25 protein-coding genes are annotated in these 23055 nt (G+C 67.0%); 10 read left to right on the top strand and 15 right to left on the bottom strand.

Annotated elements, in window-relative coordinates:
- Window positions 1–11: 11 nt before the first annotated feature.
- The 6 genes from soxX to soxC form a co-directional block, all read right to left on the bottom strand.
- Complete coding sequence (gene soxX, locus AC1DX2_RS01990) at window positions 12–671, bottom strand: sulfur oxidation c-type cytochrome SoxX (protein WP_477194605.1); 660 nt, start codon at window positions 669–671, stop codon at window positions 12–14.
- Between the two features lie 16 nt (window positions 672–687).
- Window positions 688–1506, bottom strand: a complete 819-nt coding sequence (gene soxA, locus AC1DX2_RS01985; RefSeq protein WP_477194604.1) for a sulfur oxidation c-type cytochrome SoxA — start codon at window positions 1504–1506, stop codon at window positions 688–690.
- Between the two features lie 80 nt (window positions 1507–1586).
- On the bottom strand, window positions 1587–1898 hold the full coding sequence (gene soxZ, locus AC1DX2_RS01980; RefSeq protein ID WP_477194603.1) for a thiosulfate oxidation carrier complex protein SoxZ: 312 nt from the start codon (window positions 1896–1898) through the stop codon (window positions 1587–1589).
- A gap of 54 nt (window positions 1899–1952) precedes the next feature.
- Window positions 1953–2417, bottom strand: coding sequence for a thiosulfate oxidation carrier protein SoxY (soxY, locus tag AC1DX2_RS01975; RefSeq protein ID WP_477194602.1), 465 nt, complete (start codon window positions 2415–2417; stop codon window positions 1953–1955).
- Between the two features lie 81 nt (window positions 2418–2498).
- Window positions 2499–3602 (bottom strand): c-type cytochrome, encoded by a 1104-nt coding sequence (locus AC1DX2_RS01970; protein WP_477194601.1) that lies wholly within the window; start codon window positions 3600–3602, stop codon window positions 2499–2501.
- Window positions 3586–4941 (bottom strand): sulfite dehydrogenase, encoded by a 1356-nt coding sequence (soxC, locus tag AC1DX2_RS01965; protein ID WP_477195743.1) that lies wholly within the window; start codon window positions 4939–4941, stop codon window positions 3586–3588. Before soxC ends, AC1DX2_RS01970 begins: the two co-directional genes overlap by 17 nt.
- Window positions 4942–5098: 157 nt before the next feature.
- Between soxC and AC1DX2_RS01960 the strand changes: the two genes are divergently transcribed.
- On the top strand, window positions 5099–6040 hold the full coding sequence (locus AC1DX2_RS01960; RefSeq protein WP_477194600.1) for a 1-phosphofructokinase family hexose kinase: 942 nt from the start codon (window positions 5099–5101) through the stop codon (window positions 6038–6040).
- A 9-nt stretch (window positions 6041–6049) separates the two neighbouring features.
- Here the strand turns inward: AC1DX2_RS01960 and AC1DX2_RS01955 are convergent, their stop codons facing one another.
- Together AC1DX2_RS01955 and AC1DX2_RS01950 are read right to left on the bottom strand one after the other, a co-directional pair.
- The gene (locus tag AC1DX2_RS01955) at window positions 6050–7111 is read right to left on the bottom strand and encodes a methyltransferase domain-containing protein (RefSeq protein WP_477194599.1); all 1062 of its coding nucleotides are present in this window, start codon (window positions 7109–7111) and stop codon (window positions 6050–6052) included.
- A gap of 242 nt (window positions 7112–7353) precedes the next feature.
- Window positions 7354–8373, bottom strand: a complete 1020-nt coding sequence (locus AC1DX2_RS01950; RefSeq protein WP_477194598.1) for a class I SAM-dependent methyltransferase — start codon at window positions 8371–8373, stop codon at window positions 7354–7356.
- A 134-nt stretch (window positions 8374–8507) separates the two neighbouring features.
- On the opposite strand from AC1DX2_RS01950, the gene AC1DX2_RS01945 reads away from it, so the two are divergent.
- Complete coding sequence (locus AC1DX2_RS01945; RefSeq protein ID WP_477194597.1) at window positions 8508–8702, top strand: hypothetical protein; 195 nt, start codon at window positions 8508–8510, stop codon at window positions 8700–8702.
- 35 nt (window positions 8703–8737) lie between these two features.
- On the opposite strand, the gene AC1DX2_RS01940 is transcribed toward AC1DX2_RS01945, so the two are convergent.
- Window positions 8738–9076 carry an antibiotic biosynthesis monooxygenase family protein gene (locus tag AC1DX2_RS01940; protein WP_477194596.1) on the bottom strand — a complete coding sequence of 113 codons (339 nt, stop codon included), beginning with the start codon at window positions 9074–9076 and terminating at the stop codon, window positions 8738–8740.
- Between the two features lie 88 nt (window positions 9077–9164).
- On the opposite strand from AC1DX2_RS01940, the gene soxR reads away from it, so the two are divergent.
- Both soxR and AC1DX2_RS01930 read left to right on the top strand, forming a co-directional pair.
- A complete protein-coding gene (gene soxR, locus AC1DX2_RS01935) occupies window positions 9165–9638 on the top strand; it encodes a redox-sensitive transcriptional activator SoxR (protein ID WP_477194595.1) in 474 nt (157 codons plus the stop codon).
- A 207-nt stretch (window positions 9639–9845) separates the two neighbouring features.
- Window positions 9846–10397 (top strand): DUF3455 domain-containing protein, encoded by a 552-nt coding sequence (locus AC1DX2_RS01930; RefSeq protein WP_477194594.1) that lies wholly within the window; start codon window positions 9846–9848, stop codon window positions 10395–10397.
- A 19-nt stretch (window positions 10398–10416) separates the two neighbouring features.
- Here the strand turns inward: AC1DX2_RS01930 and AC1DX2_RS01925 are convergent, their stop codons facing one another.
- From AC1DX2_RS01925 to AC1DX2_RS01900, 6 genes are all read right to left on the bottom strand, one after another.
- Window positions 10417–11127 (bottom strand): YebC/PmpR family DNA-binding transcriptional regulator, encoded by a 711-nt coding sequence (locus AC1DX2_RS01925; protein ID WP_477194593.1) that lies wholly within the window; start codon window positions 11125–11127, stop codon window positions 10417–10419.
- A gap of 27 nt (window positions 11128–11154) precedes the next feature.
- Window positions 11155–12801: a M10 family metallopeptidase gene (locus AC1DX2_RS01920; protein WP_477194592.1), complete on the bottom strand. Its 1647-nt coding sequence runs from the start codon at window positions 12799–12801 to the stop codon at window positions 11155–11157.
- A 103-nt stretch (window positions 12802–12904) separates the two neighbouring features.
- Window positions 12905–14140 (bottom strand): DmpA family aminopeptidase, encoded by a 1236-nt coding sequence (locus AC1DX2_RS01915; RefSeq protein WP_477194591.1) that lies wholly within the window; start codon window positions 14138–14140, stop codon window positions 12905–12907.
- A gap of 40 nt (window positions 14141–14180) precedes the next feature.
- Window positions 14181–14654 (bottom strand): VOC family protein, encoded by a 474-nt coding sequence (locus AC1DX2_RS01910; protein ID WP_477194590.1) that lies wholly within the window; start codon window positions 14652–14654, stop codon window positions 14181–14183.
- 191 nt (window positions 14655–14845) lie between these two features.
- Entirely contained in the window at window positions 14846–15046 is a 201-nt protein-coding gene (locus tag AC1DX2_RS01905) for a hypothetical protein (RefSeq protein WP_477194589.1), read from the bottom strand.
- Window positions 15043–15483 carry a carboxypeptidase regulatory-like domain-containing protein gene (locus tag AC1DX2_RS01900; protein WP_477194588.1) on the bottom strand — a complete coding sequence of 147 codons (441 nt, stop codon included), beginning with the start codon at window positions 15481–15483 and terminating at the stop codon, window positions 15043–15045. Before AC1DX2_RS01900 ends, AC1DX2_RS01905 begins: the two co-directional genes overlap by 4 nt.
- A gap of 164 nt (window positions 15484–15647) precedes the next feature.
- Here AC1DX2_RS01900 and AC1DX2_RS01895 point away from each other — a divergent pair, with 164 nt between their 5' ends.
- The 6 genes from AC1DX2_RS01895 (at window position 15648) to AC1DX2_RS01870 (ending at window position 23019) form a co-directional block, all read left to right on the top strand.
- On the top strand, window positions 15648–15968 hold the full coding sequence (locus AC1DX2_RS01895) for a collagen-like protein (protein WP_477194587.1): 321 nt from the start codon (window positions 15648–15650) through the stop codon (window positions 15966–15968).
- 220 nt (window positions 15969–16188) lie between these two features.
- Window positions 16189–17013, top strand: a complete 825-nt coding sequence (locus AC1DX2_RS01890; RefSeq protein WP_477194586.1) for a helix-turn-helix domain-containing protein — start codon at window positions 16189–16191, stop codon at window positions 17011–17013.
- Between the two features lie 139 nt (window positions 17014–17152).
- Entirely contained in the window at window positions 17153–20131 is a 2979-nt protein-coding gene (locus AC1DX2_RS01885; RefSeq protein ID WP_477194585.1) for a xanthine dehydrogenase family protein molybdopterin-binding subunit, read from the top strand.
- A complete protein-coding gene (locus AC1DX2_RS01880; RefSeq protein ID WP_477194584.1) occupies window positions 20128–20964 on the top strand; it encodes an FAD binding domain-containing protein in 837 nt (278 codons plus the stop codon). The genes AC1DX2_RS01885 and AC1DX2_RS01880 overlap by 4 nt, the downstream gene beginning before the upstream one ends.
- Window positions 20961–21464: a (2Fe-2S)-binding protein gene (locus tag AC1DX2_RS01875; RefSeq protein WP_477194583.1), complete on the top strand. Its 504-nt coding sequence runs from the start codon at window positions 20961–20963 to the stop codon at window positions 21462–21464. The genes AC1DX2_RS01880 and AC1DX2_RS01875 overlap by 4 nt, the downstream gene beginning before the upstream one ends.
- A complete protein-coding gene (locus AC1DX2_RS01870) occupies window positions 21457–23019 on the top strand; it encodes an AMP-binding protein (protein WP_477194582.1) in 1563 nt (520 codons plus the stop codon). Before AC1DX2_RS01875 ends, AC1DX2_RS01870 begins: the two co-directional genes overlap by 8 nt.
- The last annotated feature ends 36 nt before the right edge of the window (window positions 23020–23055 follow it).

Below are 23055 nucleotides of genomic sequence, written 5' to 3'. Positions count from 1 at the left end.
ACCCAGCATGGTCATTGGTTGACCGGAGACTTCGGGTCCAGCAGCAGCGCCATCAGATCCTTCAGCTGGCCTTCGTCCATCAGCTTGGCGTGGCCGAAGCGCGGCATGCCGGAGCAGGCGTTGTAGGCCTTGGCGTTGTACAGCTTGCCCCAGGTGTATTCCACGATGGGCTTGGCCGCAGCGCTGGCCGGGTCGGTGATGCCTCGGATCTTGCCGTAGTTGTACAGCGACGGCCCCAGCGTGCCGAAGGAAATCTCGGCCTTGCTGATCTGGTGGCAGTTGTAGCAGTTGCCGCCGTTGGCGCGTGGCGCGGCGGAGGCGTCGGTCCAGGTCATGCCACGGCCGTTTTGCGCCAGCGCCTCACCGGCCTTCCAATCGCCGATGAATTTGCCGTCGGCCGGCATCCGGACGGTCTTCAGAGCTTCGGCTTCTATGGCCTTGGCGGCAGCGGCAGGCAGGTCGGCGCCCTGGGATTTGGAGCAGGTCAGGTTGGAGGCGTCCTGCTGCAGCCGGTCCACCTTGGCGATGCCCTGGTCGCGGAACGAGGCCTGCATCATTTGCGCAGTCAGCGCGTCGTAGTCGGGCGCAGGCGCCATGGCGGCGCAGCCGGCCAGCAGCGCGATGGCAGCAGTTGCAGCGGCCAGCAGGCGAACGGTGTGTTGTTTCTTCATGGTCGTGTCTCCCGTTTCAGCGCTTCAGCGACGGTGCGATGGACGCGGCGCCCTTGGCGTTGACGCCCATGTACACGCCCAAGGCAACGGTCACGTCGGACGCGTAGCCGGGGTAGGGGAAGCGCTGCTGGCGGAAGCAGTCGTTGAGCCGGCGCTGCATGCCCCACAGCTCGCCGCTGCTGACGCGGTAGGCCGGCCAGGCGGCAAAGCCCACACCGTCGCCCGGGTTCTTGGTTAGGTTGGGCAGGTCCTGCAGGCGGATGCGCTTGCCGTCGCTGCCGTGGCAGCTGGCGCACGAAAAATCATGCGTGCCGCCACGGTAGAAGAAGGCCCGCTTGCCCAGCTCGTACATCTTCTTTTCTTCCGCATGGCCCTGCGGCAGGTTCATCTTCTGGCCGCGCGATTCGGCCGAGATCCAGGCCACCAGCGCTTCCAGCGTCAGTTGCTCGCCGCGGCCAAACGGCGTGGCGGCCACCTCGACGGTGTTGAACCCTTGCAAGCTGCCCATGCAGGTCAGCAGGCGCGACTCCAGGTCTTGCACCTTCTGCGTGTCGGCAAAGTAGCGCGGCAGTTCCACAAAGACACCTTTGACCTGGCCCGGGCCCTTGCCCAGGTCGCACTGCTCCAGCGAGGCGTTCTTGGGTCCGCGCTTTTGCTTCCACAGGCTTTCGCCCTTGGCCTCGAACAGCTCGGCCGGGTTGCCGTCTTCCAGCATCTTGCGGTATTCGGCAATGCCGTCGGCGGCCGAGCGCTGCTGGGCGAAGGCGCCTACCGCTGCCGCCACGGCCGCCAGCACCAGGCCGGCGGTCAGGAAATGCTTGATGGTGTTCTTCATGGTCTCCTCTTGTTGTCTGTCTGCTGCCATGGCGCCGGGCGGGCCCGAGAGCGCCTGCCCGGACGGGAAAGGCCGTTTCGTCAGGTCACCACGGCTTCATCGGTGCGCTTGTCGCCCTTGTTGTCGGTCCAGGTGATGGCGATCTTGTCGCCGGCCTTGGCCCCCTTGACCGTGAACTGCAGGAACGGGTTTTTCGCCACCGCCGGGCCCCAGTGGGCGGTCATCACGGTCTTGCCGTTGAGCTGCGCGGCGACTTCCTGGATGAACCAGGCGGGGATGGTCTTGCCCGCGCTGTCCTTGCGCAAGCCGGTTTCCATTTCGTGCGCCATCAGGACGCGGACAGTGGCCTTGTCGCCGGCGGCCTGGGCACGTATGCGCATGGGATCAGCCATGGTGAACTCCTGGGTAAATCTGTTTCATTTGAAAATTGGGGAACAAGCTGCCGCTCAGCCGCCGCAGCCGCCCAGCGTGACCTTGACCTCCTTCTGCGCGAACAGCACCTTGCCGTCGTTCATCATCGCCACCGCGTAGACGTTGGACGACTGGCCCATCTTCACCCGGGTGGAGAAATTGGGCTCGATCGCGTCGCTGACATCGAATATGGCGGTCAGCACCGCAGGGTTCTTCTCCACCAGCACCAGCATGCGCTTGACGCCGGCCAGCGTGGTGGCCGCGCCTACAGGCACCACGGCGCCGTTTTCGGCGATGTCCGGGCCGGTGACGGTGACGTCGTTGCTGGCCACCGGTGTGCCGCTGCCCAGCGTTTTCATCAGTTCGGGGATGGATTTGGCGTCGAAGGCGGCGGCGTTCCAGCCGGGCTGTGCCAGGGCGGTGGCTGGCAGCACGCCGGCGGCTGCCAGCAGCGCCGCCACGGTGGCGGAATGGGAGAGCATGTCTCTGCGGGTCTGCATATCGGTTTCCTTTGTCAACAAACGGGAATCACCAGGGTGTCTGAGCCCCGGCTCCTGGCCGGGTTCCCCCACCGGTCGGCTTCATTTCTTCGCCCCCGCGGCCAGCCATTGTGCAATGACCTCACCGTCGGCGTCTGTCAGTGTTTGCGCGGGCATGGGGATGCTACCCCACACACCGGCACCACCGGTCTTGATCTTGCCGGCCAGGTAGTTGGCAGCGTCGGCGCGGCCGGCATATTTCTTGGCCACCTCGCGCAACGACGGGCCCAGGACTTTGTTCTCCATGCCGTGGCAGGCCACGCAACCGGCCTTTTGTAAAAGTGCCAGCGCGGGCACTGCCGTGTCGGCCTTGGGGGCGGGGGCGGCCACGGAGGTGTCGGCGCCGCGCTGCGGGCCCACCAGGCGGTTCTGCTCGGCCAGGTTGCCGTGCACATTGCGCGCACGCTCGGGCAGGTAAGAGGCCAGTTTGGGCTCAGGCGCGCAGTCTTTCATGCAGGCCACGGCGCGCACATCGGGTGCTTGCTGGCCCATGCCCTTGCCCGGCCACAGTGCGTGCTGGGTGGTGGTGCCATGGCGGTTGGGCAGGCGCTGCTGCACTGCGGCAATGTTCTGGTCCGACAGCGTGAAGTCTTCCGGCACCACGCCGCCCAGGTTCAGCAGGTAGGCGGTGACGGCGTAGACCTCTTCCACGCTCAGCGACTTGGGCGCGTTCCATGGCATGGCGCGGTTGATGTAGTCCCACAGCGTGGCGACGCTGGACAGCTTCATCAACGTGGTGCGGCCGGGGTAGCCGCCGCCCTTCAGGTTGGCCACATGGCCGCTGGCGATGTCGGCTTGCGTGGTGCCGCCGACGATGGGGTTGAACACCTCGTTGCTTTCACCAAAGATGCCATGGCAGGAGGCGCATTGGGCTTCCCACACCTGTTGCCCCTTGGCCACCTTGCCGGCGCCCTTGGGCAGGCCCTTGAAATCCGGCCGCACGTCGATGTCCCAGGCGGCGACTTCCTTGGGCGTGGCCGCCCGGCCCAGGCCGGGGTAGGGGTAGGGGGGCGTTGCCGGGTTGGCTTGCCTTGCGGCCGTCTGCGTGGTGGTGGGTTGTGCCTGAGCGGGCAGGGCGGCCATCCCCACTGCCAGCCACGCGCCCAGCACGACCGACACGGCCAGCGCCTTACGACAGCTGGACATTCTTCACCTCGCCGCTTGGCTGCACCAGCCAGGTCTGGATGGCGTTGTTGTGGTAGATCGAGCGGCTGCCGCGCACGGCGCGCAGTTGCTGGTAGGTGGGCTGCACATAGCCGGTCTCGTCCATGGCGCGGCTTTGCACCAGCGTGGGCTGGCCGTCCCACACCCAATCCAGGCTGAAGCGCGTCAGGCATTTGGACATCACCGGTGATTCGAGGCGCGCGCTGCGCCAGTTGCGCCCGCCGTCCACCGACACGTCCACCCGCTTGACCTTGCCGCGGCCCGACCAGGCCAGGCCACTGATGTTGTAGAAGCCCTTGTCCAACAGCACCTGGCCGCCGGAGGGCGTGGTGATGACGCTCTTGCACTCCTGTGTGCTGCTGTACTGGCGGTGCTGGCCGTCGGGCATCAGGTCGATGTAGTGCACCGTTTCGTCCTTGGTGCCGTAGGGCTTGTCGCCGACCTCGATGCGCCGCAGGTACTTGACCCAGCTGACGCCCTGCACACCGGGCACCACCAGGCGCAACGGGTAGCCCTGCTCGGGGCGCAGCATTTCGCCGTTTTGCCCATAGGCCACCAGCACCTCGCCGCTTTCCACCAGCTCCATCGGGAGGGTGCGGGTCATGGAAGAGCCATCGGCCCCTTCGCCCAGCACGTAGCGGCCGCGCTTGAAATCGACGCCGCAGCGCTCCAACAGCAGGCGCAGCGGCACGCCGGTGAACTCGCTGCAGCTCAGCATGCCGTGGGTGTATTGGCAGGTGGGCACGGCCACGTTGCCCCATTCCATGCCGGTGTTGGCGCCGCACTCGATGAAGTGAAAGCGCGACACCGACGGCAGGCGCATCAGTTCGTCCATGGTGAACACCATGGGCGTCTTGACGATGCGCTCGTCCGAGCCGTTGACCATCAGCCGGTGTTTGGACGGGTCCACATCCCACCAGCCCTGGTGATGCCGTTCGAAGTGCAGGCCACTGGGCGTGACGATGCCAAACAGTGACTGCAGCGGCGCGAACGACACCGAGGCCTGGTTGGTCTGCGTCAGGCCCGGGCTCTGGCGCCGCTGCACATTGGCCTCGAACCTGGAGGGCTTGCCGTAGCCATCGCTGGCCACCGGCTGGCCCAGGCCCTTGCTGTGCACGGGCAGCTCCAGGATGTTGGGGTCTCCTTTGGGCGGCACCGGGTTGCCAGCCGCCAAGGCCAGCGGCGCGGCGGCGGCCGCGCTGGCGGCGGCGAAGGCGCTGCGCAGGAAGCCGCGCCGGCCTTGCCGGCTTTCAGCGAACACCTGGCGCACACCCTGTGCGTCGAGGAAATTCTCGGGGGCCTTGATCAGCCTGCCCGGCATGCGTTCGTCCAAACTCACTGGCCTTCCTCAAGGATCAAATATCACTGAGTGCGAATATTATCAATGAATGAAGTATATGGGTTCAGGGAAAACCCGCGCGGGCGGCTTCTCAGCCAGGTAACCTGGCCCCGGGGTCGCATGCTAGGCTTGTCCGACCATGACCGACATCCTCACCGTCACCATGAACCCGGCGCTGGACATCTGGGCCCGCGCGCCGCAAGTCCAGCCCACCAGCAAGATACGTTGCGGTGACGTGCTGCGACACCCGGGCGGGGGCGGCATCAACGTGGCCCGCGTGCTGCACAGGCTGGGGGTGGATTGTGCGGCGCTGTATCCGCTGGGCGGCCCCACGGGGCAATTGCTGATCGAGCTGCTGCAGCAGGAGGGTGTGGCCAGCGTCGCGGTGCCCATCGCCGGCATCACGCGCGAGAGCTTCACAGTGGCCGCAGCCGACACCGGGCAGGAATACCGCTTCGTGTTGCCGGGCCCGCAATTGCTGGCGCAGGAAGTCGAAGACTGCCTGCTGCGCATCACGCAGTGGCGGCCGACACCCCGTTATGTGGTGGCCAGCGGCAGCCTGCCGCCTGGCGTGGCGGCGGACTTTTATGCCCGCCTGGGCGCGCTGTGCGCGGCCAGCGGGGCCAGGCTGGTGGTGGACACGTCAGGGCCGGCTCTGGAAGCGGCGCTGCAGGCGGGCGTGTACATGGTCAAGCCGAGCTGGCGGGAACTGCGTGAGCTGACCGGGTTGCCCTTGCGCGCGGTGCCAGACGTGCAGCAGGCCGCCATGCAATGGGTGCAGGCCGGCAAGGCGCAGCTGGTGGCGGTGTCGTTGGGCGACCAGGGTGCCTTGCTGGCCACGCCGCGGGGCGCCTGGCTGGCCCCGGCACTGGCGGTCCAGGTTGCGAGCTCGGTGGGCGCGGGCGACTCGTTTGCCGCTGGCATGGTGGCGGCGCTGGCCCAGGGCCATGAGCCCAGCGAGGCGTTGCGCCACGGCGCCGCCTGCGGTGCCGCGGCGTTGCTGAACCCCGGCACCAGCCTGGCCAACCAGGCCGATGTGCTGCGGTTGCTGGGGCAGGTGGCGCTGGTCAGTCTGGCCTGAGGGCCGCCCTCATTCGGTGTAGCGGTGCACCTTGGCCCGCGCGGCCATGTCTTCCCAACTGGCGGCGCAGCGCGCGGTGTCGTCGTCCTGTCTGAGCGCCAGGATGAACTCGAGGTTGTCCACCTCGGTGTCGTAGAAGCGTTCGCAGGCAAAGCCCAGCAGGCCCTGGCGTGCCAGCACGGCAAAGCAGCGCGCCATGGAGGCGGGGGTGAACACCCAGCAGTGCACGTCGTGGTAATTGCCGCTGGTCCGCGCATCTTGCGCCAGCGCCAATGCGCCCGCAAATTCGTGGTAGCGCTTCAGCGTCGCCGGGTCCAGCGGCGCACGCCAAGCGGCATGCAGGTCCACCACGGCGGCGTTCAGGCAGAAATCCAGCACACAGGGGGCATTGGGCACACGCGCCTTGCACTGCCAGGCGTACAGCATGTCGGCCAGGCTGGAGGTGCTGCGCAGGTAGTCGAAGCTGAAGCGCTTGTCGGGCACCGCCAGGCGCAACTGGCCACCGGGCTTGAGCACGGCCTGGATCTCCTGCAGCCAGGTGATGACGTCGGGCACGTGCTCGATCACGTGCGAGGCCACCACATAGTCCAGCCCGGCAAAGCCGGGGCCGGCGGCTGTGGCAATGCCTTCGCGCAGCGACAGCGCGCCCCATACCGCATCCACATGCAGCTTGGACAGGTCGATGTTGGGGTCGGCAGACCACTTGGCGCGCAGTGCCTCGGTGGCCACATGGTCCACGTAGTACACGCTGCCGTCGCTCTTGCGCACCAGTGGGCGGTCCAGCGGGCCGATTTCGGCGCCGGCCAGCGCGCGCAAATCCAGCCCTTGCAGCAGTTTGTCGCGCCGGTCCACGAAGGGCAGACGGAAAAAACCGCCGACCTCGTCAGCTGGCGCTTGGCCGGTGGCTTGGGTGTCATCCTGCGCCATGGGCTGGACAGGGGGCCGGGCGCTCAACGGGCTGACCACTGTGCCGGCAGCCGGCGCCTCAAACACGCCAGCGGGCACCGGATCCATCCAGCGCCAGACCACGCGCGCCATGCGGCGGGCGTGCGAACCCATGCGGGTTGTCATCGCTTTCTCCCTATCCTGATGAAGGCGGCGCGCAGACCCGGCCTGTCGCGCCGCTTCCCCCTCCCTGATGTGCACTTTTTGTGCGGCTATGGCAATGGATTGTCAGCAGGCGCTACAGGCTACGCCATCCCCCAAAAGGGGGGACGTGAACCCGCGTATGACCGGGATCACAAAGCGGGGATGAAAAGGCCCGGAAAGCAGGCAGCGGTCGGGGGAAGGGCGCGCAACGCTGGCGCGCCCGCTCAAGCCGGCGCGAGAATCGCGGCGTCCTGCCCGTCCTCGGCCTGGTCGCCGTGCAGACCGGACCACCAGCCCTTCAGATAGGGGCGCTCCAGCCGCAACCCGGCCGCCGCCATCATGCGCTGCATGGCGGCGTCGGTGTAGGCCACGGCGCCGCGCGGGTAGGCCGGGTCGTTGCCGTACACGCCGTCGCCCAACGGGCATGCAAACGTGGCCTTCCAGGCCGTGTTGCCGCCTTCCACAGCCGCCGCCAGGGCCTCGGCCGTGTACAGGAAGAAGGACGCATACACCCGCCCATCGGGTTTCAGCACACGGCGGAACTCGCGCATGTAGTGCAGCACCTCATCCTCCAGCAGGTGGGTGAACACCGAGGCCAGCACGATGCGGTCTACCGTGCCGTCCTCGGCCGGCAGCCGGAAGTCCATCGACGTCTTGCTGCCAAACGGGTTGTACAGCTCGCTGTAGGCGTCGAAATGGTGGAAGGTGAAGCGCGGGTGCCCGGGCGTGATGGCCTTGCTGCACCAGACGATGGAGTCGCGCGTCACGTCCACACCCATGTACTTGCCGGGGCCCTTCAAATAGTCCAGCAGCTGGAAGGCGTCGCGGCCAATGCCGCAGCCCAGGTCCAGCAGCGTCATCTCGGGGAACAGGCCCATGTACTTCTGGTACTTCTCGATGTGGGCCAGGCCAAACGGCTCCAGCGTCTCCGGCCCGGCGCCGGTCAGCGTGATCAGGTGGTGCGGTATGCGAAAGCCCTTGAAATCGGCAAAGCGGTAGACCGCCGGCACGCGCACCGCCTTGCCCGGTGCTACCGGCACGCAGGTGTCGCCCCAGACCACTGGCAGCGGCCTGGCCAGCTCGGGTTGCCGCACCGCCAGCGCGTCGCCATCCTGGAATTTGAAGTCTTCAAACGCGCGCGGCCGTATCGAAAACGGCGGCTGGCTGGCGCGGGTGATGTCAATGCGGACGCCATCGTCCTGGGCATCAGGAAGCCATTGGCGAATGAAATGAGGCAGGCGCATGAATTGGACAGGGCTCTGACGGCCCCGGTGGTGTGACAGCAGGTTCATTCTAGGGCGCGCCCGCCAGCCCGCGTGTGACCATCGGCACAAGCAGGGCATCTGTATCATGGACCGCCAGTTCGGGAGACCCCCTGATGACGACGCCCAGACAGCAATGGGAAGTTGAGCTGAAACAGTTGGAGCGCGATGTCGCGGCGGCCCAGCGCAAGCTGGCCTTTGCCGAATCCGCGCAAGAGGAGGACCGTTGGCTGCAGCATCTGGAGGGCAACCTGACCACGGCCAAGGACAAGCTGCAGAGGCACCTGCAGGCGGTGCCTGGAAAGCTTTGACGCGGCCAGTGTCTGTCACCCCCGTGCAGCGTAGGTCATGCCGGGCTGTACACCCCCATGTCCGCCTTGACGTCCAGCGCCTGCATGAACGCGGCGGGGTCAAACCCCTGCGCCGCGTAACGCGCTTGAACCTGCACCATGGCTGCGGTAATGGCCTGCCGGCTTTCCCATTCGGCGATGGTGACGACCTTGACCTCACCCGATTCCCCGGCCTGTTGAAGCACCAGGTTCTGCCTGCAGCCGGCCATGGTGTCGAGCATGCCCTTGATGAGTTGGACACGCGCCATGAAAGCGGGCACGGATTGCGCCGGCACCGTGAACTTGTCGACACGGTACACCGGCCCGTTGGGTGTGGTGAGGGATGAATGGCTCATGGTGGGTAGTTCCTGATTTGACACATGCGGATTGCACGTGGTGGCCACTCTAAAACCTCAACTAAACTTGAGGTCAAGGGGTGTTTTCATGAAAGATATCAACATCGTTGTGGACCGGTCACTGCCGCTGTCCGTCAGTGAGGTGGCGCGCCGCAGTGGCGTGGCCGTGTCAACCTTGCACTTTTACGAGTCCAAGGGATTGATTTCCAGCACCCGCACCGGAGGCAACCAGAGGCGCTATGCGCGGGCGACGTTGCGCCGGATTGCCTTTGTCCGCGTCGCCCAGCGCGTTGGCATTGGCCTGGCCGAGATCAAGCTCGCTCTGGACAGCCTGCCCACCGGGAGCGCCCCGGGCCGCGAAGACTGGGCCAGGCTGTCCGAAGGCTGGCGACACGACCTGGACGAGAAGATTGAACAGCTGAAGAAACTGCGCAGCACGCTGGACGATTGCATTGGCTGCGGCTGCCTGTCGATTGACCGCTGCCGGCTGCGCAACCTGAATGATGCGCTGGCGGTCAATGGGCCAGGGCCGCATCGGCTGTGGCACCAGGGCAAGAAGTGAGGGGCTTCATTGGGGAAATGAGCGGTTGGCCCTGGGAATCTGTCATTCTTATACTTTATACGATGTATATTATGTTAATAAATGGGTGAGGTTGTTCAAAGTCACCGCAGCCGTTTCGTGAATCCAATCGCGCCTTGCTTGCGTACCCGCTGTAGCCGCCCTGCGCGGCTGCACTCCATCAGCAACCACTCCAAAAAGGAAGCAAGCATGCGTACCCACACAACAATCCTCGCCGCAGCCGTGGCCGGTATGGTCCTGGCTGCTTGCGGCAGCAACCCGCCGGCCATGAAGCCATTTACCCAGGACGGCCTGCCGGCCACCGTCATGGTTCCAGCCGGCCACAAGGTGGCCATGGAGACCGTGGGCGCCGGCAACATCACCTACGAATGCCGGGCCAAGAAAGACATGGCCGACCAGTTTGAATGGGTGTTCGTCGGGCCGGACGCTAAGCTGATGGACCGGGCCGGCAAGCAGATCGGCCGTTACTACGGCCCGCCCGCCACGTGGGAGAACATGGACGGCTCCAAGGTCACCGCCACCCAGGTGGCCGTGGCGCCGGCCGGCCCGGGCAACATCCCGCTGCAACTGGTCAAGGCCAACCCGGCCATGGGCATGGGTGCCATGCAGGGCGTGGGCTACATCCAGCGTGTGGCGACCCAGGGCGGCGTGGCGCCCAGTGCAGCCTGCGCTGCCGCCAACCTGGGGCAAAAGCAGACTGTCACATACCAGGCGGACTACATTTTCTGGAAGCCAGCCTGATCTGGATGGCGACTGGCGGCTAGCCGGCCAAGCCCACAAATACGTTCTGGACGTCGTCATTGGCATCAATGGCGGCCAGAAAGGCCTCCACTTCAGCCAAGTCGCCGGGGGCCAGACTGGCCGGGTCGATCGGGTTTTTGGGCTTGTAGCCCAGCTTGGCGGACAGCACGGTGAAGCCCTGGGCCGGCAGCGCACGGCTGACCAGATCGAGGTCGGTGGCGTCGGTGATGAACAGCGTGGCGCCGTCCTCGCCGGGCTCAAAATCCTGCGCGCCGGCCTCGATGGCGGCCACCTCGGCATCGGCGCCCGCGGCGGCGGGCTCGGCTTCAATCATGCCCACATGGTCAAAGTCCCAGGCCACTGAGCCGGACGTGCCCAGTTGGCCTTTGCGAAACAGCACGCGCATCTCGGGCGCGGTGCGGTTGACGTTGTCGGTCAGGCATTCCACCATCACAGCCACGCGGTGCGGCGCAAAGCCTTCGTAGATCACGTGTTCGAAATGCACCGCCTCACCGGTCAGCCCGGCGCCCTTTTTAATGGCGCGATCCAACGTGTCCTTGGGCATGGAGACCTTGCGCGCCTGCTCCAGCACCAGCCGCAGCCGTGAATTGGTGGCCGGGTCGGCGCCATTGCGGGCCGCCACCATGATGTCCTTGGCCAGTCGGCCAAACAGTTTTCCCCTGGCGTTCGCCGCCAGTTCCTTGCCTTTTGCTTTCCACTGCGCGCCCATGAGCTGCTCCTTTGCTAGAGGCGTAGTTTAGTAGGGCAGGAAAAGCATGCCTTTGGCGGCCAGGCCGACCAGATCCACCCGATCCATATTGGCTTGCGTGGTGGCGGCGGCGGCCAGCAGCTGCGGCTGGCTGAAGATGTGGGCGTCCAGCAGGCCGACAAAGGCCTGCAATGTGGCCTCGTCCGGCGCCGTGCCGACGACGTTCTTGAACACGGTGTTGACGAAAGTCGCATTGCTGGTGCTGCCGGGAGCGGCGGGCATGTCCTGGAAATTCATCACGAAACTGGCGCCGTCCCGCAGCGAATGGGGGCCGTATGACAGGGTCGGGAATGTGCGTAGTTGGTTGAGGGAGAAGTAGCTCAGCACCACCCCCACTTCCTTCAGGTCGGCCAGGCCCGCCGCGCCGAACAGGGCGCCAACCAACAGCGCGGTCTTGCCGCCAGCGTCGTCGATACGCATGTCGACGGCGTAGCTGCCATCGGAGAATTGCAGCCGCTCCACTTCCGACAGCTGGTCCTGCCCTTCCCCGCCGCGCTGGTCGGTGACCATGTAGCTGTTGCTGTAGGTGCCGTTGAACGTCAGTGTGTAGTCCGCGCGCTTGCCGATATAGACGGCGGTGTCGAAGTCGGCGCCGCCGCGCAGGCTGTCATTGCCGGCATTGCCGGTCAGCACGTCGTCGCCGCTGGAGCCGGTCAGCACATTGGCCGCATCGTTGCCGATCAGCTTGTCGGCGGCAATGCCACCGGTGGCGTTCTCTATCGTTACCGTGGCATAGATCTGCACGGTGTTGTCGCTGCGGCCAACAAAAACACCCTTGGCGTCAGTGAAGGACAGGGCCTTGCCCAGGTCGCTCCAGGCGCCGGGCCGCAGGTCGACGGTGGCGGACTCCGCGGCGTTGCTGCCCGAGGTGGCGTTGGAGCTTTGCCAGACGATGGTGTCGATGCCGCCCGCGTCCCAGATGGTCTGGAAATAGCTGCTGCCCTGCACGAAGGTGTAGGTGTCGTTGCCAGCATGGTAGCTGGTGTTGGCGCCATACAGGTACTGCATCACCGCGATGTCGTAGGACATCGGCGTGGTCGGGTTGAAGTTGGCATACGAGCCGTTCTGCCCCGCCAGCGCGGTGTAGCTCATCAGCGTGTTGCTCAGCGAATCTTCCGCCGCTGGCAGCACGCCCAGGCCACCGTCGAAGGGGTGGGACAGGCCCAGCGAGTGGCCGATCTCGTGCAGCAGGGTCATGAAGCCGAAGCTGCCCGGCGCATAACTGTTCCACGAGGCGTCTGGGTTCAGCCATACGTCTCCCGCTTCAGGGGTGGGCCCGGGCATGTAGGCATAGGCCTGCGAATTCTTGATGCTGCTGGCGCGCGTCCAGGCAAAGCGCAGGTCGCCGGCGCTGCTGGCGTTGTCGGCCACGCTGACGAACTGCACCTGCGCCACCGCCGACCAAGATGCCAGCGCGCTGGCCACGGCGGCCTGCTGGGTGGCTGTCAATGCCGAAAAGCCGGTGATGGCTTCGCCCGAGCCGTAGCTGATGGCGAAACTGCTGGCAGCGGTGGGGAAGCTGTAACTCAGCGTGACAGCGCCCACCTTGCCCCAGCGGGTGCCCTCCAGCAGGTCGTCAATGCGGTAGTTGCCGGTGAAGCTGACGAAGCTGTAGCCGGTGCTGGCGGTTGTCATGGCCGTTGTTCCCCCCTGTAACCCGTGGCCCACTGTGCGCGTGGGTATGTATGGGAAGTACTATACCGGTCCGTTGCTGCCCCCAAACCGCGGTCTGCAGGTGTTATTTCATCCGGTTGTACTTGCGCAACGCGGCAACCAGTCTGTCACCCGGTAACCCATAGACGCGGATACCGTCCGCGCCGGTCATGGTTTTCGCCGCCAGCATGGCGTTGACCACGGCCTCTTCGGTGGCGTCTATGGTGGCGATGAACAGCGGGTCCAGCCTGTCGTTGGGCAGCATGGTCAGCGCGGGTGTGCCGTCGGCCTTGGCGGCGCCCGGGTTGGCGGTGGAAAACGCCAGGAAGAGATCGCCCGAGAAGTTGCTGGCCCAGCTGCCCAGCCGTCCCAGGCCCATGCCCACGCGGCGGGTGATGCGCTCCAGCTGGTGCGGCAGCAAGGGCGCATCGGTGGCCACGACCACGATGATGGAACCGCGGCCTTCGTGCTCGCCCGGGGCCACATCGGTCAACGCGCCCACGGTTTGCGAACACGGTGGCATGCGCCGCGTCCATTCGCGCGTCAGCGGCTGCGCCAGCACGGTGCAGGTGCGCAGGTCGGTGATTTCCGGCCGTATCGGCACACCCAATATCCGCAGGTCGCCACCAAAATTGCATTGCACCAGCACGCCCACGGTGTAGCCGCCCTGCGCGGCCGTCAACAGGCGCGATGACGTGCCGATGCCGCCCTTGAAGCCATTGCAGCCCATGCCGGTGCCGCCGCCCACCGCGCCCTCCTCCACCGCGCCGGGCCTGGCGCGGTCCAGCGCCTGCATGGCGTGCTGGGCCTTGACGTGCTCGCCGTTGGCGTCGTTCAAAAAGTCGAAAGTCTCGGCCACCACGGGGTAGGTGAAGACAAAGTCGCGCCCGTTTTTCAGTTGCCACTGGATCGCGGCGTCGCGCACGGTGCCCACGCTGTGGGTGCCGGTCAACAGGATGGGGCCTTCCATGAAACCGGATTCCTTGATCCAGTTGATGCCCGTCATGTCGCCGTTGCCGTTCAGGTTGAAGGTGGCGGCAAACACCGGGTCCCAGTTGCCGCGCGGCCGCGGCAGGATGGCGGTGACGCCGGTGCGCACCGGGCCCTGCCCCACCACCAGCGGCCCGTCGCCGGCAATCAGGGTGACGTGCCCGACGGCGATGCCGGCCACGTCGGTGATGGCGTTCAGCGGGCCGGTCTGGCCGGCGAAGGGAATGCCCAGATCACGCCCGCGCGTTTGCGCGTGCGCCATGCTGGCGATGCCCGCCCAGGCGGCCAGCAGCAGGAAAAGCCCGAACCCGAAGCGATGTGCGATACGCATGCTGCAACCTCCACTGTGGAGGCTGCACGTTACCAGAGTCTCAGCCGCGCACGGCGGCTTCGATGGTGGCGACGTCGATCTTGCCCATCTTCATCATGGCCTCAAACGCGCGCTTGGCAACGTCACCGCCCTTGGCCATGGCATCGGTCAGCACGCGCGGGGTGATCTGCCAGCTCAGGCCCCATTTGTCCTTGCACCAGCCGCAATAGCTTTCCTGCCCGCCGTTGCCGACGATGGCGTTCCAAAGGCGGTCGGTTTCAGCCTGGTCTTCGGTCGCGATCTGGAAGGAAAACGCCTCGCTGTGCTTGAACTGCGGCCCCCCGTTGAGCCCTATGCAGGGAATGCCCGCGACGGTGAATTCGACCGTCAGCACATCACCCGCCTTGCCGTCCGGGTAGTCGCCCGGCGCGCGGTGGACAGCGCCAACGCTGCTTTGCGGAAAGGTCTCGGCGTAAAAGCGTGCGGCTTCTTCGGCATCGCGCTCGTACCACAGACAGATTGTGTTCTTGGCCATCTTGGGTAACTCCTTTGTCATCAATCAGTGGGAAGGTTTGCTTCTGCATGGGCTGCCGTCCTACACGCAGACGCGCCCTTGGCGGGCAACGCCTGGCACAGGGCCGCGAATAATGAACGCACAGGTATCCTTTGGAGCGCCAGCATGACCATACAGCCCTCTGTCAATCGCAGCAACCGCATTTCCACCCATCACGAGCCGGCACCTTCGCCAACCGAGGTGCCGCCCTTGCCGCCGGAACTGCCGCTGCCCGGCATCGGCCCGATGGAGCCGCCGCCTCTGGAAAGCCCGGTGCCCGTGCCCGAGCCATCGGTCACGCAGCCACCGGTGGCGTCACGACTGCACTGACGCCTGGCGGCCGCCTGCAGGCGCTTCTTCATGCGCCGTTTCATTGCGGCTGGTCGAAGGCCAGCGTGAGCCTTTTCTGCGTACCTGCCGCCGTGGTGAAAGCCGCCTTTTTCGTCTGCGCCGGACTGCCGCCATTGGCCTGGCTGGTGGCTTCCACGTTGTAGCTGCCGGGCGGCAGCGCCACCAGCAGCCAGGGGCCATCTGTGGCGCGGTCCAACAGGGTTTGGCCACGGCCGTCCATGATGCGCACCTGCACGCTGGCCATGAAGGCGCCGGTGCCCTTGGCGGCCGTGGTCAGCCAGAAGGTGTAGGCACCCTTGGCTTCACTGAGCGCCTGCTGCTCGGTCTCGCCCGCGCCCCCAGAGATGTAGGCGATGCCCTTGTCTGTGACGCCCTTGTCCATGGCTTGCGCGCTGGCGGCCAGCATGAGGGTGCCCAGCGCGAAGGCGCTGATGAGGTGGATGCGGTGTCTGCGTGTCATGGCGTCTGTCCTCGAACTTGCGATGCCAGACAGCCTAACGCTGGCCACCATGAGGCTCTGTGCGTTGGCGCACGGCCGCATGTTGGTCAGCGCACGGACACCGCCGCCTCACCCACCTAAGCTGTGCCCGTGACGTTTTAGTCCACACCGAAGGAGGATCCCACATGGATAAGCACTCTTTGCGGCTGACGGCGTTGTCAGCCCTGTTCAGCGCGGTGGCATTGACTGCCTGCGACCGCCCGGCCGTGGTGGCCGTGCCCACCCCTGCGCCTACCCCGGCGCCGGCGCCTACCGTGGTGAACAACCCGGTCCCGGTGCCTGTGCCTGGCCCGCCTGGCCCTCCGGGTGACCAGGGTGCACCGGGTGCGCAAGGCCCGCAGGGTGCGCCCGGCGAACAGGGGCCGCAAGGTGATCGTGGCCGCCGTGGCAAGGAGGGCGACACGCTGATCGTGGTGCCGCCACCGCCACCGCCGGCACGGCCGTAAGGCGCAGAGGCCAGCTTGGCTGGCCGCATGTCTGGCCATCAGGCCACTTGGGGTCGCTGGCGGGCTGACCCGGCAGACTGCGGGTTAGCCGGGTTGCCGAGGTAATTGCGCAGCGGGTATGCTCTATGGGTTTCCCCGCCCATTCCCTCCCCCCGCTTCCACTGTGTCGTCAGCCGTCAAGATTTTTCAAGGACGCTTCGGGCGCGTCGCGCTGCTCGACATGAACACGTCGCTGGTCGGCCATGCCCACCACCACTGCCATATCCTGATCAAGGCGGGTGGTGCAGACAGTGCCTTTCGCGTGCGCGGCGAAGTCGCTCCGCTGACCGACGAACTGGCGGTGCTGGTCAACGCCTGGGAGCACCACGCCTATGAGCATTCGGCGCCGCCCGAAGAGCGCACACTGATACTGGCTCTGTACATCGAGCCGGCCTGGCTGGCCGAGATCCAGCGCTCGCTGGTGCTGTCGGGGCACCCGCGCTTTTTCCCAAAGCCCACCGTGCAACTCAATGCTGTCACGCGCAAGAACGTGGAAGAGTTTGTGCTGGAGCTGTGGTGGGCCGACGAGGTGTCGCCCAGCCGGCTGGAAAACCTGCTGTTCGAGCTGATCATCGAGGTGATCGGCAGCAGCTCGGGGTGGCGTGATCTGGCCGGCCTGTTGCGTAGCCGCCCGCCGGCATCGATGGACCCCCGCATCCGCCACGCCATCGCGCTGATGCGGCAGGACGCCGCCTGGGAGCTTGACGTTGACGGCCTGGCGGCGCAGACCGGCCTGTCGCGTGCGCACTTCTTCACACTATTTCAGCGCGACACCCAGGTCACGCCGCTGGTGTACGCCAATGTGCTGCGMTTTGAGGCCGCCATTGCCCGCCTGGCCCAGAGCCCGGCGTCGGTGGGCGACATTGCGCACGAGCTGGGGTTTTCCGCACCCAGCCATTTTTCGCGTTTCTTCCGCGCTCACCTGGGCATCACGCCCAGCGACTACCGGCGCGCCGTCAACCTGTTCGAGCCACCTGCCACCGCCAGCGGCCCGGACATGCTGTGAACAATATCGCCAGACTATTTGGATAGTTTTCTGACTGTGGGGTTGATGCCCGGACTCTCGCGGTAACCCCTCATCTCCTGTTTGCCGACACTGGGGCGGCACAACAACGAGCCCGCCAGCGGGCCACAGGAGACAAGACTTGCAAGCCACCCCCGCAGCGCCGGGCGTGCCCTTTGTCGGGCAGCGCCTACAGCGTCTGGAAGACACCGCCCTGCTGAGCGGGCGCGGCGCCTATGCGGACGACGTGGGCGTCAAGCCAGGTACCCTGCACGCCGCCGTGCTGCGCTCACCACACGCCCATGCGCTGCTGCGCGCCATCGATGCCAGCGCCGCACTGCAACTGCCCGGCGTGCGCGCCGTGCTCACCGGGGCCGACGTGCAGCGCTGGGCCCAGCCCTTCGTGGTGGGCGTCAAGCAGCCCATGCAGCACTGGGTGCTGGCGGTGGATCGGGTGCGCCACGTGGGCGAACCGGTGGCGGTGGTGGTGGCCGAAGACCGCTACACCGCCGAAGATGCGCTGGACCTGGTGCGGGTGGACTACCAGGCCTTGCCCGCCGTGGTGGAGATTGACGCCGCGCTGGCTCCCGATGCGCCGCTGCTGCACGACGCGGTGGGCAGCAACGTGGTGTCCGAACGCCACTTCAGCTATGGCGAGCCCGACGCTGCCTTTCCTGGCACGCAGCGCATCAGCACCACCGTGCACTACCCGCGCAACAGCTGCTCACCGATCGAGTGCGGCGTAGTGATTGCCGAATACCTGGGGCCCGACGAGGGCTACGACGCCCTGTCCAACTTCATGGGTCCGTTTTCGCTGCACGCGGTGATGGCGCTGGCACTGAAGGTGCCCGGCAACAAGCTGCGCCACCGCGTGCCGCGCGATTCGGGCGGCAGCTTCGGCGTCAAGCAGGCGGTGTTTCCCTATGTGGTGCTGATGTGCCTGGCCGCGCGCAAGGCCGGTGCCCCGGTGAAATGGGTCGAAGACCGGCTGGAGCACCTGAGCGCCGCCACCTCGGCCACAGCGCGCCAGACCACCCTCGCCGCCGATGTGGCGGCGGATGGCCGAATTGTGGCGCTGCACTGGGACCAGGTGGACGAGGTCGGCGCCTACCTGCGTGCGCCCGAGCCCGCCACCTTCTACCGCATGCACGGCTGCCTGACCGGCGCCTACGATATCGCCCACCTGAAAGTGCGCAACCGCGTGGTGCTGACCAACAAGACCCCCTCCGGCCTGGTGCGCGGCTTCGGCGGCCCGCAGGTCTATTACGCGCTGGAGCGCCTGCTGGACCGCATCGCCGTCACCCTGCGCATGGACCCGGTGGCGCTGCGGCTGCGCAACTACGTGCGCGCCGACCAGTTCCCCTACCGCGCCGCCGCAGGTGCACTGCTGGATTCGGGCGACTACCAGCGCCTGACCGAACTGGCCCAGGCCGCTGCCGCCGAGCAAGGCCTGCTGGAGCGCCAACGCGCCGCGCGCGCCGCCGGGCGGCTGTATGGCATAGGCGTGGCCGCCATCGTGGAGCCCTCGGTGTCCAACATGGGCTACATCAGCACCGTGTTGACGCCGGAGCAGCGCGCCAAGGCCGGCCCGAAGAACGGCGCCATTGCCAGCGCCACCGTGGCCATCGACCTGCTGGGTGGCGTCAACGTCACCATCGCATCGGCCCCGGCCGGCCAGGGGCACATGACGGTGTGCGCCCAGGTGGTGGCCGATGCGCTGGGCCTGCAGCCCGCGCAAGTGGTGGTGAACGTGGAATTTGACACCGCCAAGGACGCCTGGTCGGTGGCCGCCGGCAACTATTCCAGCCGCTTTGCCGGCGCTGTGGCTGGCACCGTGCACCTGGCCGCGTGCAAGCTGCGCGACAAGCTGGCGCTGATCGCCGCTCAGCAGTTTGGCTGCTTGCCTGCCGATGTGGCCTTTGCCGATGGCCACATTTTCAACAGCACGGAACCATCGCAGCGCCAGCCGTTCACGCGCCTGGCCGCCAGCCCGCATTGGGCGCCCGCCTTGCTGCCGGCGGGCATGGCCCCGGGCCTGCGCGAAACCGCCTTCTGGACGCCCGAGGTGCTGGCCGCGCCCGATGCGGACGACCGCGTCAACACCTCGGCCTGCTACGGCTTTGTGTTCGACATCTGCGGCCTGGAGGTGGACCCCGCCACCGGTGCCGTGCGGGTGGACCGCTACATTACCGCGCACGATGCCGGGCGGCTGCTGAACCCTGCCCTGGCCGACGGGCAAATCCATGGCGCCTTTGCGCAAGGCCTGGGCGCGGCATTGATGGAGGAGTTCCGCTACGGCGGAGACGGCAGCTTCCAGTCCGGCACGCTGGCTGACTACCTCATGCCCACCGCCTGCGAAGTGCCGGACCCGCTGGTCGTGCACCAGCAAACCCCATCGCCCTTCACACCACTGGGCGCCAAGGGCCTGGGCGAAGGCAACAACATGAGCACACCGGTGTGCATTGCCAATGCCTTTGCGGACGCGCTGCGCCCGCGCATGGACCTGGATGACGTGCGCCTGCCGCTGACGCCCGGACGTGTGCTGGACCTGCTGCAAGTGCCTGATCAGCAGCCGAAAGAACCTCAGCGCCGCGTGCCGCCCGCCCCGCAGGGCGGCGGCCTGAGCCTGCAAGCGCAGGGCGAGGTCGAGATCGCCGCGCCGCCAGACAAGGTGTTTGCCGTGTTGCTGGACCCGGTGGCGCTGGCCCGGGTCATTCCAGGCTGCCACGCGCTGGCGTCCACCGGGCCCAACCGCTACCGCGCCGACGTCACCGTGGGTGTAGGCCTGGTGAAGGCGCGTTACGAGGCCGAAATCATCCTGTCCGACATCAACCCGCCGCACAGCCTGCGCCTGGCCGGCGCGGGCCATTCGTCGCTGGGCACCGGCGCGGGGGACGGCCTGGTCACGCTGGAGGCCACCCCCACTGGCACCCGCCTGAAGTACGACTACCGCGCCCAGGTCGGCGGCAAGGTGGCCATGGTGGGTAGCCGCATGCTAGAAGGGGCCGCGCGCATCATCGTGGCCCAGCTGTTCGAGTCGCTGGGCCGCCAGGCCAGCGGCGCACCGGTGGCCACCTCCTGGTGGCGCCGGCTGTTGCAACAACTGGGGGTGCGCGCATGAAGCCCGCCGCATTTGACTACGTGCGCGCCGACACGGCTGACGCAGCCTGTGCGCTGCTGGCGCAGCATGGCGAGCAGGCCCGTGTGCTGGCCGGTGGCCAGTCGCTGATGGCGGTGCTCAACATGCGGCTGGCGCAGCCCGGCCTGCTGGTGGACATTTCGCGCAGCACGGCGCTGGCGCACATCGCGCTGCATGACGGCCAATTGCAGGTTGGCGCCGCCGCCACGCAAGCCGCGCTGGAATGGCGCGACGGGTTGGCACGCGAGCTGCCATTGTTGCAACTGGCGCTGCCGCACATCTCGCATTTCCAGATCCGCAACCGGGGCACGGTGTGCGGCTCCATCGCGCATGCGGACCCGTCCGCCGAGCTGCCGCTGTGCCTGCTGGCGCTGCAAGGCAGCGTGGTGCTGCGCAGCGCCAAACGCCAGCGCGTGCTGGCGGCCGACGCCTTCTTCACCGGCATGCTGAGCACCGCGCGCGCCCCCGACGAGCTGCTGGAGGCGGTGCGCTTTCCGCTGGCGCAACCCGGCCAGGGCTTTGGCTTTCGCGAGTTTTCGCGCCGACACGGCGACTTTGCCATCTGCGCGGTGGCTGTCGTGGCTGATACACAAGGTCTGCGTGTGGCCGTGGGCGGCGTGGCCGACCGGCCCCAGGCGCGCGACTGGCCGCTGCTGGACGGCAGCGCGTTGGACGACGCCCTCAACGAATTCGCCTGGGCGCTGGATGCGCGCGACGACGGCCACATGAGCGCGGCGGCGCGGCGCCACCTGGTGCGCCAGCTGGGCCGCCAGGCCATTGACCAGGCAAAAGAACAGGCAAGGAGATCCCCATGACACACGCGATACTGGCGCGCGACCAGTTGCACCCGCTGACCCTGCACGTCAACGGCATCCCGCGCAGCGGGCACTGCGCGCCGCGCCTGCTGCTGAGCGACTACCTGCGTCACGAGCTGGGTCTGACCGGTACCCACGTCGGCTGTGAGCACGGTGTGTGCGGCGCCTGCACGGTGCAGCTGGACGGCGTGGCCGCCCGCGCCTGCCTGACGCTGGCGGTGCAGGCCGACGGCCGCCGCGTCGACACCGTGGAAGGCCTGGCCGACGCCGACGGCAGCTTGTCGGCACTGCAGGCCGCCTTCAAGCGCCACCACGCGCTGCAGTGCGGCTTTTGCACCGCCGGCATTTTGATGTCCAGCGCCGACTGGTTGCGCCGGCTGCGCCAGCAGCAGCGCCAGCCCAGCGAGCAGGAGGTACGCGACATGCTGTCGGGCCACCTGTGCCGCTGTACCGGCTACACCCCTATCGTCCAGGCGCTGATGGAGGTGGCCCATGCTTGACCTGGGACGCACCCTGTTGCAAAGCGCTGAGCGCGCGCCCGGTGCCACCGCGCTGGTGGACGGCCCCCTGCGCCTGAGCTACGCGCAATGGGCGCTGAAGATCGGCGCCGTGCAGCGCGGCCTGCACGCTCTAGGCCTGCGCCATGGCGACCACCTGCTGTCGGTTCTGCATAACCGCATGGAGGCGGCCACGCTGCATTGGGCCTGCCAGTTTGCCGGCGTGGTGATGACGCCGCTGAACTGGCGCGCCAAGCCCGAGGAAGTGGCCCACTGCCTGCATGACTCGACCGCCCGCGTGGTGGTGTACGAGCAGGTATCGGCTCCGGCGGTGCGCGAGGCCACGCTGGGTCAAGAGGTGCAGCGGGTGTATGTCGGCGAGGGTGGGGCCGAACCTGGCGCCGCGCGCTATGCCGACTGCTTTGCCGGCGAGCACGCGCCGCAACCGCTGGCACAGGCGCAGGACCTGTCTTTGATGCTGTACACATCGGGCACCACCGGTGCGCCCAAGGGCGTGCCCAGGCGCCAGCGCGCCGAGCGCGCGGCGGCGCTGGCCCACGTGGCGCAAAACCGTTATGGCTACGCCGAGCGCACGCTGGGCGTGATGCCGCTGTACCACACCATGGGCGTGCGTTCGCTGCTGGCGCTGGCGCTGTTGGACGGCTGCTTCGTCTGCATGCCCCGGTTTGACGCCGCCGCCGCGCTGGCCGCCATCCAGGCCGAACGCATCAGCCACCTGTACCTGGTGCCCACGCTGTACCACGACCTGCTGGCCCACCCGGCGTTTGCCGGCACAGACATCTCCAGCGTGCGCAAACTCGGCTTTGCCGGCGCCCCCATGCACGACGCGCTGCTGCTGCGGCTGCAGCAGGCCTTCCAACCTGAGCTGTTCGTCAACCACTATGGCAGCTCCGAAATCTACACGGTGGCCATCAACCAGGACGCGGTGGGCAAGCCCGGCTCGGCCGGGCGCGCCGGCATCAACACGCGGCTGCGCGTGGTGGCGCTGGACGGCAAGTCGGTGGACAAATTGGCCGCGCCGCTGGAGGAAGGCCAGATCATTGCCGACCTGCTCAGCGACGAGGCCTTCGAGGGCTACCACAACCGCCCCGACGCCAACGCCAAGAGCCTGCGCGAGGGCTGGTACTTCACCGGCGACACCGGCTATGTGGACGCCGACGGTGACCTGTTCGTTACCGGCCGCGTGGACGACATGATCATCAGCGGCGGCGAGAACATCTCGCCGGTGGACATCGAATCGGTGCTGTCGCTGCACCCGGCCGTGGACGAGGTGGCAGTGGCCGGCCTGCAGGACGAGCGCTGGGGCCAGCGCGTGGTGGCCTTCGTCAAGCGCAAGGACACCGTCTCTGCCGAAGGACTGGACCAGCATTGCCGCAGCTCCGACATGGTGAATTTCAAGCGCCCGCGTGAGTATGTGTTCGTCGCCGAAATCCCCAAGTCGCCGGTCGGAAAAGTGCTGCGCCGCAAGCTGGTGGCCGGCGATTACGCGCCGGAGCAGCAGGACCCGCCCGGGCCGCCACCGGATGCGCCGGCCTGACCGCCCCCATTAACTGATCAACCGCTCAATAGCCCC

The organism is Hylemonella sp. P2_B10, from assembly GCF_056404875.1.
Note: the sequence above shows the minus strand (reverse complement) of the source record. Positions and strands in the feature narration are given on the sequence as shown.